General features: G+C 45.4%; 16 protein-coding genes. All 16 read right to left on the bottom strand.

The window, feature by feature from the left end; all coding sequences use genetic code 11:
• Positions 1-284: 284 nt before the first annotated feature.
• Positions 285-1,784: a lysine--tRNA ligase gene (gene lysS, locus ACH97_RS16845; RefSeq protein ID WP_026578986.1), complete on the bottom strand. Its 1,500-nt coding sequence runs from the start codon at positions 1,782-1,784 to the stop codon at positions 285-287.
• Between the two features lie 84 nt (positions 1,785-1,868).
• Complete coding sequence (gene dusB / locus ACH97_RS16840; protein WP_020449833.1) at positions 1,869-2,870, bottom strand: tRNA dihydrouridine synthase DusB; 1,002 nt, start codon at positions 2,868-2,870, stop codon at positions 1,869-1,871.
• 16 nt (positions 2,871-2,886) lie between these two features.
• Positions 2,887-3,096 (bottom strand): helix-turn-helix domain-containing protein, encoded by a 210-nt coding sequence (locus ACH97_RS23090; protein ID WP_031304995.1) that lies wholly within the window; start codon positions 3,094-3,096, stop codon positions 2,887-2,889.
• Complete coding sequence (folK, locus tag ACH97_RS16835; protein ID WP_020449832.1) at positions 3,048-3,548, bottom strand: 2-amino-4-hydroxy-6-hydroxymethyldihydropteridine diphosphokinase; 501 nt, start codon at positions 3,546-3,548, stop codon at positions 3,048-3,050. The genes ACH97_RS23090 and folK overlap by 49 nt, the downstream gene beginning before the upstream one ends.
• Positions 3,545-3,907, bottom strand: coding sequence for a dihydroneopterin aldolase (folB, locus tag ACH97_RS16830; protein WP_023855968.1), 363 nt, complete (start codon positions 3,905-3,907; stop codon positions 3,545-3,547). Before folB ends, folK begins: the two co-directional genes overlap by 4 nt.
• Positions 3,900-4,757, bottom strand: a complete 858-nt coding sequence (folP, locus tag ACH97_RS16825; RefSeq protein ID WP_020449830.1) for a dihydropteroate synthase — start codon at positions 4,755-4,757, stop codon at positions 3,900-3,902. Before folP ends, folB begins: the two co-directional genes overlap by 8 nt.
• A gap of 5 nt (positions 4,758-4,762) precedes the next feature.
• Positions 4,763-5,632, bottom strand: a complete 870-nt coding sequence (gene pabC / locus ACH97_RS16820; RefSeq protein WP_020449829.1) for an aminodeoxychorismate lyase — start codon at positions 5,630-5,632, stop codon at positions 4,763-4,765.
• Complete coding sequence (pabA, locus tag ACH97_RS16815; protein ID WP_020449828.1) at positions 5,629-6,213, bottom strand: aminodeoxychorismate/anthranilate synthase component II; 585 nt, start codon at positions 6,211-6,213, stop codon at positions 5,629-5,631. The genes pabC and pabA overlap by 4 nt, the downstream gene beginning before the upstream one ends.
• Positions 6,210-7,640, bottom strand: a complete 1,431-nt coding sequence (locus tag ACH97_RS16810; protein ID WP_041817136.1) for an anthranilate synthase component I family protein — start codon at positions 7,638-7,640, stop codon at positions 6,210-6,212. The genes pabA and ACH97_RS16810 overlap by 4 nt, the downstream gene beginning before the upstream one ends.
• Positions 7,641-7,837: 197 nt before the next feature.
• Positions 7,838-8,761 (bottom strand): cysteine synthase A, encoded by a 924-nt coding sequence (gene cysK / locus ACH97_RS16805; RefSeq protein WP_020449826.1) that lies wholly within the window; start codon positions 8,759-8,761, stop codon positions 7,838-7,840.
• A 75-nt stretch (positions 8,762-8,836) separates the two neighbouring features.
• Positions 8,837-9,727, bottom strand: a complete 891-nt coding sequence (locus ACH97_RS16800) for a peptidyl-prolyl cis-trans isomerase (RefSeq protein WP_020449825.1) — start codon at positions 9,725-9,727, stop codon at positions 8,837-8,839.
• 52 nt (positions 9,728-9,779) lie between these two features.
• Positions 9,780-10,649 (bottom strand): Hsp33 family molecular chaperone HslO, encoded by an 870-nt coding sequence (hslO, locus tag ACH97_RS16795; protein WP_020449824.1) that lies wholly within the window; start codon positions 10,647-10,649, stop codon positions 9,780-9,782.
• An 11-nt stretch (positions 10,650-10,660) separates the two neighbouring features.
• Entirely contained in the window at positions 10,661-11,437 is a 777-nt protein-coding gene (locus ACH97_RS16790) for a type III pantothenate kinase (protein WP_003178242.1), read from the bottom strand.
• Between the two features lie 200 nt (positions 11,438-11,637).
• Complete coding sequence (gene ftsH, locus ACH97_RS16785; RefSeq protein WP_020449823.1) at positions 11,638-13,557, bottom strand: ATP-dependent zinc metalloprotease FtsH; 1,920 nt, start codon at positions 13,555-13,557, stop codon at positions 11,638-11,640.
• Between the two features lie 96 nt (positions 13,558-13,653).
• Complete coding sequence (gene hpt, locus ACH97_RS16780; RefSeq protein WP_003178236.1) at positions 13,654-14,193, bottom strand: hypoxanthine phosphoribosyltransferase; 540 nt, start codon at positions 14,191-14,193, stop codon at positions 13,654-13,656.
• Positions 14,177-15,607, bottom strand: coding sequence for a tRNA lysidine(34) synthetase TilS (tilS, locus tag ACH97_RS16775; RefSeq protein WP_020449822.1), 1,431 nt, complete (start codon positions 15,605-15,607; stop codon positions 14,177-14,179). The genes hpt and tilS overlap by 17 nt, the downstream gene beginning before the upstream one ends.
• Between the last annotated feature and the right edge of the window lie 32 nt (positions 15,608-15,639).

Genomic DNA, 15,639 nt, shown 5'->3' with positions numbered 1-15,639 from the left:
ACTACGCACATTCGCATGTACGATTTATTTAATGAATTAACAGGTACGTTTGTCTTGTTTAGTTTTCAAAGATCATTATTAAAGCGACTTTTGTATTATATCCAATCTCGGATATTAAGTCAAGAACTTTTTTTAAGTTCTTTTTTTCTTTCGCCGCCGTTTTGCGGCAACGAATAATAATATACCACCGTATTTATGATTGTGCAATACTTTTTTGAGAAAAAATTTAATTTGTTTTAAATACGCAGCAGCCGCTTGTTACACGGCTGCTGCCCAAATGTCATTTAACGATGTCTCATTTGCGGGAATAGTAAAACGTCCCTGATTGAAGGAGAATTCGTCAAAAGCATAATCAGTCTGTCAATGCCGATTCCAAGACCGCCGGTAGGAGGCATTCCGTACTCCAGTGCTTCGACAAAGTCTTCATCCATCATATGCGCTTCATCGTTTCCTTCTTCACGTTCTTTTAATTGAGCTTCAAAGCGTTCTTTTTGGTCGATAGGATCATTTAATTCAGTAAATGCATTCGCGTGTTCACGGCCGACGATAAACAGCTCAAAACGGTCTGTAAATCGAGGGTCTTCAGGGTTTTTCTTAGCAAGCGGAGAAATCTCCACAGGGTGTCCGTATATAAAAGTAGGCTGAATCAACGTTTCTTCAACTTTTTGCTCGAAGAACTCATTAATGATATGTCCTACTGACATGCTTTCAGAAATTTCAATTCCGTGTTCTTTCGCGAATGCTCTTGCTTCTTCTACCGATACTTCTTTCCAGAAGTCTACACCGGTGGCTTCTTTAACAGCATCGACCATATGAAGTCTCTTCCATTCAGGCTTGAGGTCAACTTCATAATCTCCGTATTGAACGGTTGTAGTGCCAAGCACTTCTTGTGCAATATGAGCGATAAGGTTTTCCGTCAAGCTCATAATATCTTTATAGTCAGCATAAGCTTCGTAAAGTTCGATCATCGTAAATTCAGGATTGTGCCGTGTGGAAACTCCTTCATTTCTGAATACACGTCCGATTTCATAGACTTTTTCCAATCCGCCGACAATCAGCCTTTTCAAATGGAGCTCGATAGCGATCCTCATGTAAAGCGGCATATCAAGCGCATTATGATGCGTAATGAACGGACGGGCAGACGCTCCGCCCGGAATCGCGTGCATCGTAGGCGTCTCAACTTCTAAGTATCCGTGGTCATCTAAGTATCTTCTCATCGATTGAATGATTTTGCTGCGCGTAATAAACGTATTTTTGCTTTCCGGGTTTACGATCAAGTCCAAATAACGCTGACGGTAGCGCTGTTCGATGTCTTTTAATCCGTGATATTTGTCCGGAAGCGGACGAAGTGCTTTTGTTAATAAATCAAAGGATGTAGCTTTGACAGACAATTCGCCAACATTCGTTTTAAACATGACGCCTGTAACGCCGACAATGTCCCCGAGGTCAGAGCTTTTAAACCATTCGTACTGCTCTTCACCGACACTGTCTTTCCTGACATAGATCTGAATCTGGCCCTTTAAATCCTGAATGTGCGCGAATCCCGCTTTTCCTTTTCCACGCTTTGTCATCATCCGGCCGGCAATCGTCACTTCAATTGCTTTTTCCTCTAATTCTTCTTTTGAGAATTCATTATATGATTCAATGAGATCAGTTGATTGATGGGTGCGGTCAAAACGCTGCCCGAAAGGATCTTTCCCGTTTTCTCTCAATTGATTCATTTTATCGCGTCTGACTTGCAGCTGGTCGTTTAATTCTTCATGGTTATGCTCTTCATGACTCATCATATATCACTCCGTTACTTTTAGTCTTTCAGGAAAAAAGCAGAAAAACTGCCAGTGAAAACTGGCAGTGAGCAGAGGTCGGATTTATCCTACTTTTGCATCCTGAAGCTCTTTTGCCTCGGCTTCAATCGTAAACGCGTCTAAAAGCTGAACGAGCTCATCCCTCGTTTCGCAATGATTAATTTCATTCCGGACCTTTGCGTTTCCTCTTATGCCTTTTAGATACCAGGCTGCGTGCTTTCTCATTTCGCGAACCGCAACATTTTCGCCTTTCAGTCCGATTAATCGGTCAAGGTGAAGTTTGCAGACAGACATTTTCTCACGCACTTTCGGCTCATCTTTCAATTCGCCTGTTTCTAAATAGTGAACCGTACGGTAAATCATCCACGGGTTACCCAGCGCTGCACGGCCGATCATGACACCGTCAACCCCTGTTTCATCAAGCATGCGTTTTGCATCTTGCGGAGTTTTGACATCACCGTTTCCGATTACCGGTATTGAAACGGACTGCTTCACTTCTTTGATAATATCCCAATTTGCCGTTCCTTCGTACATTTGCACGCGGGTCCGCCCGTGAAGAGCGACCGCTTTTCCGCCTGCGCGCTCTACAGCTTTCGCATTCTCAACGGCAAAGATATGGTCTTCATCCCAGCCCATTCTCATTTTTACGGTCACCGGCTTGTCAACAGCCTCCACTACTGCAGAAACCATTTCATAAATTTTATTCGGATCAAGCAGCCATTTGGCTCCTGCATCACATTTTGTAATCTTTGGCACCGGACATCCCATGTTTATATCAATAATATCCGCAGTTGTGTTTTGGTCAACAAACCTCGCCGCTTCGACAAGCGTTTCTTTTTCGCCGCCGAAGATCTGCAGGCTGAGCGGTTTTTCACGTTCATCGATATAAAGCATTCCCATCGTTTTTGCATTATTGTAAAGGATCGCTTTATCGCTGACCATTTCGGCGCAGACCAAACCCGCTCCGAATTCCTTAACCGTCAAGCGGAAGGCGGAGTTGCAGACACCGGCCATCGGCGCAAGCACAACCCTGTTTTTTAATTCTATATCACCGATTTTAAACATTTTTAGTCCTCCTTTCTTATTCTTCTGATGGAGATAATTCCTCCACTGTTATATTTAAAGTATTGGCTACATCCCTGAGCATGCTCTCCGACGGCATACGATTCCCGCGTTCTACTTCACCAAGCACAGAAACGGATATACCCAATGCTTTTGCAAACCCTTCTTGAGTATAACCCTTCAGCTTTCGATATGCACGAATTCGTCTACCCCAGATTTCTGCTTCCATACTCTTACACCTTCTTGATTTTTCGCATGATTGACAGCTCCCTCAAGCTCGGGATAAATCTCCAGCAGCGGGATGAGCACAAACAAACGTTCATGCATTCTAGGATGAGGAACGATAAGTTGCTCTGTCTCAATATTTTCACGATTATACAACAAAATGTCAAGGTCTGCAGTTCTCGGCCCCCATCTGATGTCGCGTTTGCGGCCGAGTTCTTTTTCAATACGCTGAGTCAAATCAAGCAATTCAAACGGTGAAAGAGATGTTTTAACAGCTGCAGCCATGTTTAAAAATAGATCTTGGTCTGTATACCCGACAGGATCTGTTTCATAAATCGACGAGATGTCTGTCACCTGTACAGACGGATGTTGATGGAGGAGAGAGACAGCTTTTTTTAAATATTCTTCCCGCTGGCCGATATTCGAGCCGAGCGCTATATATGCCGAATTGTTCATTGTCGTTTCCTCGTCATCTCGATGGCCACCGATTTATAGTGTCCCGGTATAGGCGGGTCAGGCTTGACGACTTTGACCGTGCATTCCTGAACCGCTTCAAAATGCTTCAGCACTTTTGCGGCAATCGTTTCTGCGAGGGTCTCCACAAGGTTGACCGGCTCTCCCTCCACAACCTCTTTGCACAGCTTATACAAATCAGCATAATTAATGGTGGCATCAATACGATCCGTTTTTCCGGCTTCGCTTAAGTCTAGAAATGCTGTCAGATCAACGCGGAATCTTTGGCCAAGTTTGTTTTCTTCTTTGAAAACACCGTGATATCCGTAAAACTCCATGCCCTCTACATACACTTTATCGATGATAAACGCCTCCTTTATCAATCATGGCATCCATCATTTTTGCCATCCTGGAAATTTGCTTGACGTCATGCACCCTGACGATATCGCACCCTTTTTGAATACCGAGGCATACCGTCGCGCCCGTGCCTTCCGCCCTCTCCTCAGGCGGCAGATCCAGAACGCGGCCGATAAATTTTTTGCGTGACGTCCCCAATAAAACCGGGTATCCGAGTTCGCTGAATTTCTCAAGCTGGTTCATGACCGCCAGATTGTCATGATACGTTTTGGCAAAGCCGATACCCGGATCAAGTACGATGTGATGATCTTGAACGCCTGCTGATTTTGCAATGCTCACACATTCCATCAAATCAGACAGCATGTCCGGGATCAAGTCCTTATAATTCCGTTCCTCGCGGTTATGCATCAAGATAATCGGCACATTATGAGCGGCCGCAACCCGGGCCATGTCATGGTCTGCTTTTGCTCCCCAGACATCATTGATAATCGCTGCACCGGCCTTAAGGGCTTCATCCGCCACTTTTGCTTTATAAGTGTCAACAGAAATCGGCACGTCGATTTCCTGAACAAGTTTTTCAATTACAGGTATGACCCTTGACAGCTCCTCATCAAGAGAAACCTTTTCCGCCCCCGGCCTCGTTGATTCTCCTCCGATATCAAGGATATGGGCGCCGTCTTCGATCATTTGCTTTGCATGAATAACGGCGCGGTCGATGCTGTTATATTTTCCGCCGTCTGAAAAAGAATCGGGCGTCACATTTAAAATCCCCATGATCAATGTTTTATCTTCATAAGACAATGTGTATTGCTTTGCGGTCAACTTCTTTGAACGCACCGCTGTTTGAAGCGCCATATCCTTCACCCTTTAATTGAAATATAGTCTTTTGCTGCTTTTCTATCGTTAGTGTATGCCTCTTGCAGACGTTTCGACAAATTTCCATCCTTTCCCGGAAATTGAGTGCTGCCGATTCTCCGGAATGGAACGATTTCCTGAACGGAATTGGTCATCCATGCTTCGTCCGCAAAGAGAAGCTCCTTTAAAGGGTATACCCCCTGCATAACTTCGATTCCCATATCTGCAAGGCGCTCGATGACATAACGCCGGGTGACGCCGCCTAATATGCCGGTATCAAGAGAAGGTGTATACACACAACCGTCTTTTTCCCAAAAAATGTTGGAAATGATCCCTTCGGCTACAGCTCCGCCTTCGGTAAGAAAAATCCCTTCTTTGGCAGCGTCTGGTCCGAGCTCTCTTTTTCCGAACAGATTATTTAAAAAGTGATGTGATTTCAAGCGGAACGGACCTTCTGGCGTATTGCGTCGGACCTGTAAAATGACACCCTCCTTTTCAACCGGAACCGATTCAGGATGAAAAGGATTCATCATCACCATAACACCGGGTTTTTTGTATGAATCAGGAAAAAGACCTGAGTCACCGGGACCGGCAGATATATTTAACCGGACCTTGGCATCCAGATTTGGGGGCTGATTCAACTGAAGCAGCCTGTCAAGAATGGCAAGCACTTCGCTTTTTGTCAGCTCAAGCTCAATTCTCAGCTGTTCCAAAGCGTTGTTCAGTCTGTCCATATGCCAGTCTAAAAGGAAGGGCTCCCCTTCATAAAGGCGGAACGTTTCAAATACCCCGATTCCGTATAAAAAACCATGGTCAAAAGGAGAAAGTCTTGCTTCCTCCTCCTTCACATATTGACCGTTCAGGTAAATGATCATGTGTTCACTTTCTTTCGGTAAGTCTCAATAAAATTCTTCAGCATTTCTTTTCCGGAGGCAGTCATAATCGACTCCGGATGGAACTGAACGCCTTCAATAGGCAGTTCTTTATGCCTGATGGCCATAATCTCCCCTTCTTCCGTCCAAGCCGATGTCACAAAACAACCGGGCAGCGTATCCGGTTTGACGATCAACGAATGATACCTCGTGGCCGTGAGCGGATGTTCCAAGTCTTTAAAGACCGTCAACCCGTCGTGCAAGATCTCGGAAGTTTTCCCATGCATTAACCGTTCCGCCCTGACGACATCGCCTCCGAAAACCTGGGCGATCGACTGATGTCCGAGACAGACCCCGAAAATCGGTATCTTCCCGGCAAAATGGCGGATCACTTCAAGGCTGATCCCGGCCTCATCCGGACTGCAAGGACCGGGAGATATCATCAAAAAGTCAGGCGACATATCCTCTATTTCCTGAAGCGTGATCTCATCGTTCCGCTTGACGACTAACTCCTCGCCAAGCTCACCTAAATACTGAACCAAATTGTACGTAAATGAATCGTAATTGTCGATCATTAGAATCATATCTCAGCTCTCCTCTGCTCTTTTTTCTCTTCTTCACTCAACTGCAGCGCCTTTTTCATCGCCAGGGCCTTTTTAATTGACTCTTTATATTCATGCTTAGGGTTGGAATCGATGACGATTCCAGCTCCGGACTGCATGAACGCCTGGCCCGCTTTCACATATATCGTTCGGATAACGATATTAAAGTGCATATCCTGATTATATCCGAACCATCCTATAGAACCAGTATAAAGCCCCCGTCTCGTCGGCTCAAGCTCCTCTATAATTTCCATCGTTCTAACTTTCGGCGCTCCTGTAATCGTACCGCCGGGAAACACGGCATGGATGACATCCACGGCATCGCATTCGTCCCTTAGTTCCCCGCACACATTAGAGACGATATGCATGACATGGGAATACTTCTCAATCACCATGAATTCATCGACCCTGACCGAACCGTACTTGGAGACCCTGCCGAGGTCATTACGCTCTAAATCAACGAGCATCACATGTTCGGCGCGCTCTTTTTCATTCATGATCAGTTCGTTCGCGAGCGCTTCATCCTCCGCTTCATCCGCCCCGCGGGATCTCGTCCCGGCAATCGGTCTTGTCTCAAGCCTGGTGCCCTTTTTCTTAATGAGCAGTTCGGGCGACCCGCAGATGATTTGAAAATCCGGGGTTTCCAAGTAGGACATGTACGGCGAAGGGTTGATTTCTCTTAACATTTTGTATACCTCATAAGGAGGCGCAGACAGGCGCTCCGACTGGCGAACAGAAAGGTTCACCTGAAATACGTCGCCGCTTGCAATGTATTGCTTCACCTTCTCAACGGCCTGAGAAAAGCCGGCTTCTGTAAATGAAGCTGCGAATGACGGGCTTTTATTATCATTTGTTTGATGACCGCCAGCGGTCTTCGGATGTTCCGTCTTCCACATTTGCTCAAGCCTGTCCAGTTTCTCTTCCGAAGCGGCCGGCGATTCTTCAACGGTGTGGGTAATCACCCAAAGCTGCTGCTGCTTATGATCATAGACGGCTATATCATCAAATACGAGAAAGAATAAATCCGGCGTTTGCAGATCATCGATAGACAGGATTTTGAATTTCTCAATATATCGGGCATAGTCATAGCTTAGAAAACCGACAGCCCCGCCCTGAAAGTCGGGAAAATCTGCAACCGTCTCCGTTTTCAGCGTTTCAAACCACTGAGAAAACTGCTGAAACGGATCCCCCTCTTTGAATATGATGTCCCCTTTGTATTGAATCGTCGTGATGCCGTCTTTCCCTTTTGCTATTGCGACAGGGTCGAGCCCGGCTATGCTGTATTCTCCGCCTCTCGCACTTTCGAGCAGAACGCGGTATTGCTTTCCTTTCGACAGGCTTTCAAATTGCTCTAAAAACCGTTGATTGGAAAATGGGAACGCTCTGGCTACAGGCCTTCGTTGTCTCATCATATCATTCCTCTGCCGTTAGTCTAATGTCCTTATTGTAATGCATATCTTTTTTCTAGGAAAAGAGAATTTCATTTCCAATATAGAAAAAAGTCCTTGAGCATGTTCACTCAAGGAGACCGAGCTTTTAAAAGGCTTCGCCCGCGAAAAACAAAAGGCCGCCGACATTGTCGGCAGCCTTCTGTTTCAACTGGAGCCTATTCAAATTGATAAAGAGGCGTGCTTAAGTATCTCTCTCCGTTACTAGGAAGAACAGCGAGAACTTTTTTGCCTTTCCCAAGCTTTTTAGCGACTTGAAGAGCAGCACAGATCGCAGCACCCGAAGAAATTCCTCCGAGAATTCCTTCTTCTCTCGCCGCTTTACGGGCAAATTCAAAGGCTTCTTCGTTTTTCACTGTGATGATTTCATCGTAAATTTCCGTATTCAAGATTTTCGGAACGAATCCCGCTCCGATTCCCTGAATTTTGTGCGGACCTGGTTTTCCTCCGGAAAGAACAGGAGAATCAGTCGGTTCCACCGCGAAAATCTTGATGGACGGATTTTTTTCTTTCAGGACTTCTCCGGCACCTGTTATCGTTCCGCCGGTTCCGATACCTGCAATGAATGCATCTAAACCGTCTCCGAATTGTTCGGCGATTTCTTTTCCCGTTGTGCGGCGGTGAACTTCTGAGTTCGCAGGGTTGTTAAATTGCTGAGGCATAAAATAGCCGTGCTCCTCAGCCAGTTCTTCCGCTTTTTTAATCGCGCCTTTCATTCCTTCAGCACCCGGAGTCAGCACAAGCTCAGCTCCATATGCACGCAGAAGGTTGCGGCGCTCAGAACTCATTGTATCAGGCATAACAAGAATCGCTTTGATGCCCTTCGCTGCAGCGACCATGGCAAGTCCGATTCCCGTATTTCCGCTGGTCGGTTCAATCAGTGTATCTCCTTCTTTCAGAAGGCCTTTCTCTTCAGCATCTTCTATCATGGCAAGCGCAATCCGGTCTTTTACGCTGCTTCCAGGGTTCATATACTCCAGTTTCACATATACTTCAGCACTGTCTTCATCAACTAGTCGATTTAATTTAACGACAGGTGTATTTCCGATTAAGTCATAAACAGAGTTTGCAACGCGAACCATTTGAACACCTCAATTTCCGAGTAATTTTATTGGGATTATATCTAATTTATCAATATCAAAATATTTTGTCAATCTTTATTTTTTATCGTCATAAAACCAAGATACTTTCGCATCTTTCCAAAGTGTCTTCACCGAAGCTTTGTCGCCTAATTGATCCATCGCGATCTGCCTTCTGATTTGATTTTTCACTTCGCTGTAAGTGAAAGCTTGCCCCGGGAGCTTTTCTTTGAGCTGGATGATTGCATAGCCTTGGCTCGTTTTAATCGGTTCATCCACCCATTGATTTTCCTTTAGCTGCTCAGCTTTCTCTAAATATTCGGCCGGAATGTTTTCGTGCTGATCATTGACGAACCCGAGGTCGCCGCCGTAAGGAGACGTATACCGGTCAATCGAATGTTCAGCCGCGGCCGCTTCAAAGCTGGATCCTTCCTTCAGCTCTTTAAGAACTTGTTCTGCTTCGTCTTTATCTTTGACAACGATATGCTTGAGGCGATAAGAATCATCGAATTTATATAAGTCCTTATTTTTGTTATAGAATGACTTCAATTCGCTGTCAGAAATGACAATATCTTTTGTCAGGAGCTCTTCTAGAAGAATATTATGCTTGATCTGCTCTTTCCATTCTTTTTCTGTTGTGGCTTCGTCTTCGTAGAAGGAATTGTATACAGCTTTAATCAGCAGAAATTCTCTTTCAATGTCTTCATCAGACACTTTGATCTTATTTTTTTCGGCCATTTGGGTAACAACGCGGTCGTTGATCATATCTTCAAGCGTTGATTTTCCATAGCGCTCTTCCATTTCGCTCAGCCATTCTTCACGCGTGATGCCGTTTTTTCCGATATGTGCAATGACTTCTTGAGCGGACGGTGAAGAAGCAGTCTGCGATTTCGTCAAAACATACGCGATCACGATACAGTTGACAAAGATCGCACCTAAAATAATCGGCCAAAGTGTTCTTGATTTCAATATGGTGTCTCCCCTTTCCCCATTGTAAAAGACCCGCTACTGCATAGCGGGCTTATATTTCATCTCGAAGCGCTTCAAGCTCTTCCTTTGTAAACAGATACTTTTCATTGCAAAAATGGCATTGAGCCTCAGCTTGGCCATCTTCATCAATCATCTGTTGAATTTCATCTTTGCCAAGACCGATGATGCCTCCTGAGAAACGCTCTTTTGAACAATTGCATGTAAACCGGACAGGAACGGTTTCCAGTATTTCCGGTTCTTCTCCCAATACCGCAGCCAGCACTTCCTCAGGTGTCAAACCTTTCTGAATCAGCTTTGAAATGGGCTCCACTTGAGAAAGGTTTGTTTCAAGCTTCGTGATTGTTTCATCGTCCGTGCCCGGCAGCAGCTGAAGGATAAATCCGCCTGCAGCTAAAATCGTATTGTCGGGGTTGACGAGCACCCCTACCCCCACCGAAGAAGGAACCTGTTCAGAAGATACGAGATAATATGTAAAATCCTCGCCGATTTCTCCGGAAACGATCTCAACCTGGCCTGTAAATAAATCGCGGAGACCGAGATCTTTTACTACGCTTAGTGTGCCGGACGTACCGACGGCTCTTCTGACGTCCAGTTTGCCGTGTTCATTTAAGTCAAAATGAACGTGCGGATTGGACACGTAGCCCCTGACATCTCCTTTTGCATTTCCGTCAGCGACAATCGCGCCGATAGGTCCGCCTCCTTCAATCTTGACGGTAAGCTTGTCTTCGCCTTTCAGCATGGCACCGAGCATGACAGCCGCCGTCATCGTTCTTCCTAAAGCGGCGGAAGCGGTAGGCCATGTGTTATGCCTTCTTTGGGCTTCATGAATCGTTTCTGTTGTATTCGCTGCATATGCTCTCACTTTGCCGTCATATGCGATGGCTTTCACTAAATAATCCATACCTCATCCTCCTATACACTTTCAACACGATTCCGTTCATAAATAAGCTCTAGTCCCTTCAATGTAAGGAACGGGTCAACGATATCGATGCAGTCCGATTCGTCTGCTATCAAGGAAGCAAGACCTCCCGTCGCAATGACTTTCGGATTTTTCTTGGACTGCCATTTCATCCGTTTGACAATGCCTTCAACCTGTCCGACGTAGCCGTAAAGGATTCCGGACTGCATCGCGCTGACCGTACTTTTGCCGACAATATGATCGGGCCGTGCAATTTCAATTCTGGGAAGCTTGGCAGCTCTCGAATAAAGCGCTTCAGTTGAAATCGTGATGCCCGGCGCGATCGCACCGCCCATGTACTCCTTGCGCTCGTTAATATAACAGTACGTCGTAGCGGTTCCAAAATCAACGACAATCAGGGGGCTCCCATAGAGATGAATAGCCGCCACTGCATTTACAATGCGGTCTGCTCCGACTTCTTTCGGATTATCGTATTTTATGTTTAATCCTGTTTTCATTCCCGGACCGACAATCTGAGGCTCGATCTGAAAATATTTAATACACATTCTTTCGAGGGAGAACATGATCGGAGGTACAACTGATGAAATAATAATTCCTTCGATCTGGTCAAACATCAGTCCGACATAATCAAATAAAGAACGAAGAAGCATGCCGAATTCATCTTCCGTTTTATGGCGGCTTGTCTCAATCCGCCAATGATATTCGAGCTCTCCTTCGTGGTAGATGCCAAGGACGGTGTTTGTATTTCCCACATCTATAACAAGCAACATTCTGATCACCACTTTTGACTAGTTTCTCTTACTTGGGCATAAAACATTCTACCATCATACAATACACGATGCCGATTCTGTTTGTAAACGAATCAAATCGTAGTGAACAAAGATTTTCCAAAGAGGTTTTTTAACCATAAAAAAAGAAAACTGCCAAAAGCAGAGCTTGGCAGTTTTCCTGAAGAGGCGGAAATAAGTCGTTATTCTTTCTCATCCTCGTTTTTTTCTTCGTCATCTCGTTTATTGATGTTGACTTTCACATCGTCTGTCTTTTCCTGATCATCCGAATATGTGCGATCAGGAAGTCTTCCGTGCTCAGACAAATGTTTGATTTGCTCAGCGTCGAGCGTTTCAACTTCCAGCAATGTTTGAGCGATCAGCTCAAGTTTGTCGCGATTTTCAGTAAGGATTGTTTTTGCACGTTCATAACATTCCTTAATGAAGCGCTGAATTTCTTTATCGATTTCATACGCAATCGCGTCGCTGTAGTTTTGGTCATTGTTGAAATCGCGTCCCAAGAACACTTGCCCGCCTTGCGATTGTCCGAATTGAAGAGGACCGAGCTTTTCAGACATACCGAATTCAGTTACCATTCGTCTGGCAATGCCTGTAGCGCGCTGGAAGTCGTTATGGGCACCCGTGCTGACCTCACCGAAGATGATCTCTTCAGCTACACGGCCTCCAAGCAAGCCGACGATCTTATCGAGAAGTTCGGGTTTGGTTTGGAAATAACGGTCTTCCTTAGGAAGCATAACGGCGTATCCGCCCGCTTGGCCGCGCGGTACGATCGTTACTTTATGCACCATATCCGCTTCATCCAAGACAAGTCCGATTACAGTGTGTCCCGCCTCGTGATAAGCCACGATATTGCGTTCTTTTTTCGAAATGACCCTGCTTTTCTTTGCAGGTCCGGCGATGACGCGGTCTGTCGCTTCATCGATGTCTCGCATATCGATCTTTTTCTTATCTTGACGCGCTGCTACGAGAGCCGCTTCATTTAAAAGGTTTTCAAGATCTGCACCTGAGAATCCAGGCGTCCGCATCGCGATCGCTTTTAAGTTTACGGATTCATCAAGAGGCTTGTTTCTTGCGTGTACTTGAAGTACAGCTTCACGGCCTTTAACATCTGGGCGGTCAACTGTAATTTGACGGTCAAAACGTCCCGGACGCAGCAATGCAGGGTCTAAAATATCGGCGCGGTTTGTCGCAGCGATAATGATGATTCCTTCATTGGCGCTGAATCCGTCCATTTCAACAAGAAGCTGGTTGAGCGTCTGTTCACGTTCATCGTGCCCTCCACCAAGACCTGCTCCCCGCTGGCGTCCGACAGCATCAATTTCATCGATGAAAATCAGACACGGTGCATTTTTCTTAGCGTTTTCGAATAAGTCGCGAACACGTGATGCACCAACCCCGACGAACATTTCAACGAAGTCAGAACCGCTGATGCTGAAGAAAGGCACCCCTGCTTCTCCGGCACAAGCTTTCGCCAGCAATGTTTTACCGGTACCCGGAGGTCCGACCAAAAGCACGCCTTTCGGAATCCTTGCTCCGAGTTCAGCGAACTTGCGGGGATCCTTGAGGAAATCAACGACTTCCACAAGCTCTTGCTTTTCTTCATCCGCTCCTGCCACATCTTTGAATTTGACGCGCTTCTTTTCTTCTGTATAGAGCTTCGCCTTGCTTTTTCCAAAGTTCATAACACGGCTTCCGCCGCCTTGAGCCTGATTAAGCAGGAAGAAGAAAAGAATGAAGATAATAACAAAAGGGATGATGGTGGTAAAGAACGTCATCCATCCATTTGCTTCCTGTGCAGGTTCTACTTGTATCTTCGTTTTTTTCACTTGATCAATGATTTGATCTGCCCCTTTTCCTTCAGGAACATGGGTCAGGAAATATTGATCTTTCTCATAGGTCGTCAGCTGTCCCCGAACCTCGTACACGCCCCTGACAGGCTGGATGGAGACATTTTCAACCTTCCCTTTATCTAGGTTTGAAACAAAGTCACTATACGTCATATTTTCTGTTTTCGGATTTGCGGTTTGGAAGTAGCTCACAACTCCGATCACAACTAATAAAATAAGTAAATAAAAAATGGTATTACGGAAGACCCGATTCATTCCTTACCTCCTCCCACAGTAAGCACAACTATGTTCAATAGTATCATAGAAAATCGTTCCAATACAACAGATATCCCTTTCGCTAACAAGCCCGAATCAGCTCTCATAAACCGCAGGTTTCAGCACTCCGATGTACGGAAGGTTACGATAGCGTTCAGCATAATCGAGACCATATCCGACAACGAATGCATCGGGAACTTCAAAGCCGACGTAATCCGCTTTGATATCCGCTTTTCGTCCGCTTGGTTTATCAAGAAGGGTTACGATCTTAATCGATTTTGCTTTGCGGTATCGGAAAAGCTCTACAAGATAACTCAAGGTCAGCCCACTGTCGATGATATCCTCAATAATTAAGATGTCACGGCCCTCTACAGATGTGTCCAAATCTTTAATGATTTTTACCTCTCCGGAAGAAACCGTTGAACTGCCGTAGCTTGATACATCCATGAAATCCATTTCCAAATATGTATCAATATGCTTCAAAAGATCAGCCATAAACGGCATGGCTCCCTTTAACACACCGATTGCCAGCGGAAACTTGCCGCTGTACTCTTCTGTCAGAGTTGCGCCCAGCTCCTTGACTTTCTTTTGGATCTCTTCTTCTGAGATCAAGATATTTTCAATATCCTGTTTCATTCTTTGCTAGCCCCCTACACTTTTCATGCTGTCTATATTGTAATACAATGCGATCATTGTTTGTAACATCAAGTTCCTCAAAAATGGTTTTTTTCAGACCAGGTATCCAAATAATGTTTCCAACCGCGTCTGTTACAATGGGCCAGCTGTCTCTTTTCGCAAGAGGCACTTTTTCATCAATAAATATATCTTTAACCTTTTTTGAGCCGTTCATCCCTTTAAGTTTGATTCGGTCTCCGTTTTGCCTTGTCCGTACATAAAGGGGGAATTGAACCTGCTTGGGACTTGTTGCAAAAACATCGTTTCCTTGCAGCTTCCGGGTTGAACCGGGTCCGCTCACATGAAGGGAGGAGCCGTCGGGAAGCTTCAGTTCTTCTTCGTCTGCCCCGCTTATTTCATAATGATAGGAAACATTTTCACATTGTAAACGCTGAAATGTAAACAAACATGTATGATAAGATTTTGCAACTTTTAGCCCATTCGGAAAATCAAGGGAACCGGATGGTCCACCTTGTGAAATCCAATCCAGAAACACTTGAATATGATGGGCTGAAAACGCTGATGGAACGTTTTCATAAAGATAGTTTAATATTAGATGAACTCCCCTTCTTTGTAAAGGCATAGGGAGCGCAAGAAGCCGATCGATGCTGATTTCGACACCGGAACTTGACTTGCTTGTGATTACTGTATTCATTTTGTCTTTCGTTAATGCCTGTAAGTATAATTCGTCTTCTGTCAGGAATTCACTGACGGATTGAAACCTTTTATGGACATCTTCCGACTCTTTCTTCAGAAAAGGGAGAACATGGTGCCTGAACCGGTTCCTTGTGTAATCATCCTCACTGTTGCTCGGATCGGTTCTATACGGTATTCGATTCTCTTTGCAGTAAGCCAAAAGATCATCCTTTGACAGCCTTAGAAACGGCCTAAGCAGCCAGCCGCTGTCAAAACGGCGCTTTGGCTGAATTCCAGCAAGCCCGAGCCCGACAGTGCCTTTTGCCATCTTCATCAGCATCGTTTCCACCTGATCATCGCCATGATGAGCCAGAACCAGGTATTCAGCCCGGCGCCTTTTCATTAATTCTTGAAAAAACGCATACCGGCATTCTCTCGCAGCAGCCTGTTTATTCAGATTGTTTTCCGCGGCAAATGTCTGGACATCGATTTGCACCGCCTCGCATTGTATGCCTTCCGCCTCGCAGTAGTCCTGAACGAACCGCATATCATGCTCAGACTCTTCGCCTCTGAACATATGATCGACGTGTGCGGCAATCAGCGTCGCCGAGGCAGGAACCGTACGTTGCAGAGCATGCAGCAGCGCCATCGAATCAGGCCCGCCGGAGACGCCTGCAACCAGTGTCGCTCCATCAAATGACAGTTCGTATTTTCTCATGAAATCTTCAATACTTTTCACAATGTCCTCCCACTAAGAGCAGGGTGTATTTC

The sequence above is a fragment of the Bacillus paralicheniformis genome (genome assembly GCF_001042485.2).
Taxonomy (GTDB): domain Bacteria; phylum Bacillota; class Bacilli; order Bacillales; family Bacillaceae; genus Bacillus; species Bacillus paralicheniformis.
This window is presented reverse-complemented; position numbering and strand designations above follow the sequence as displayed.

What these genes read in the sequence shown, in the direction of transcription:
- lysS (WP_026578986.1), bottom strand. Translation starts at nt 1,784, where the DNA reads ATGAGTCATGAAGAGCATAACCATGAAGAATTAAACGACCAGCTGCAA.
- dusB (WP_020449833.1), bottom strand. Translation starts at nt 2,870, where the DNA reads ATGTTTAAAATCGGTGATATAGAATTAAAAAACAGGGTTGTGCTTGCG.
- ACH97_RS23090 (WP_031304995.1), bottom strand. Translation starts at nt 3,096, where the DNA reads ATGGAAGCAGAAATCTGGGGTAGACGAATTCGTGCATATCGAAAGCTG.
- folK (WP_020449832.1), bottom strand. Translation starts at nt 3,548, where the DNA reads ATGAACAATTCGGCATATATAGCGCTCGGCTCGAATATCGGCCAGCGG.
- folP (WP_020449830.1), bottom strand. Translation starts at nt 4,757, where the DNA reads ATGGCGCTTCAAACAGCGGTGCGTTCAAAGAAGTTGACCGCAAAGCAA.
- pabC (WP_020449829.1), bottom strand. Translation starts at nt 5,632, where the DNA reads ATGATCATTTACCTGAACGGTCAATATGTGAAGGAGGAGGAAGCAAGA.
- pabA (WP_020449828.1), bottom strand. Translation starts at nt 6,213, where the DNA reads ATGATTCTAATGATCGACAATTACGATTCATTTACGTACAATTTGGTT.
- ACH97_RS16810 (WP_041817136.1), bottom strand. Translation starts at nt 7,640, where the DNA reads ATGAGACAACGAAGGCCTGTAGCCAGAGCGTTCCCATTTTCCAATCAA.
- cysK (WP_020449826.1), bottom strand. Translation starts at nt 8,761, where the DNA reads ATGGTTCGCGTTGCAAACTCTGTTTATGACTTAATCGGAAATACACCT.
- hslO (WP_020449824.1), bottom strand. Translation starts at nt 10,649, where the DNA reads ATGGATTATTTAGTGAAAGCCATCGCATATGACGGCAAAGTGAGAGCA.
- ACH97_RS16790 (WP_003178242.1), bottom strand. Translation starts at nt 11,437, where the DNA reads ATGTTGCTTGTTATAGATGTGGGAAATACAAACACCGTCCTTGGCATC.
- ftsH (WP_020449823.1), bottom strand. Translation starts at nt 13,557, where the DNA reads ATGAATCGGGTCTTCCGTAATACCATTTTTTATTTACTTATTTTATTA.
- hpt (WP_003178236.1), bottom strand. Translation starts at nt 14,193, where the DNA reads ATGAAACAGGATATTGAAAATATCTTGATCTCAGAAGAAGAGATCCAA.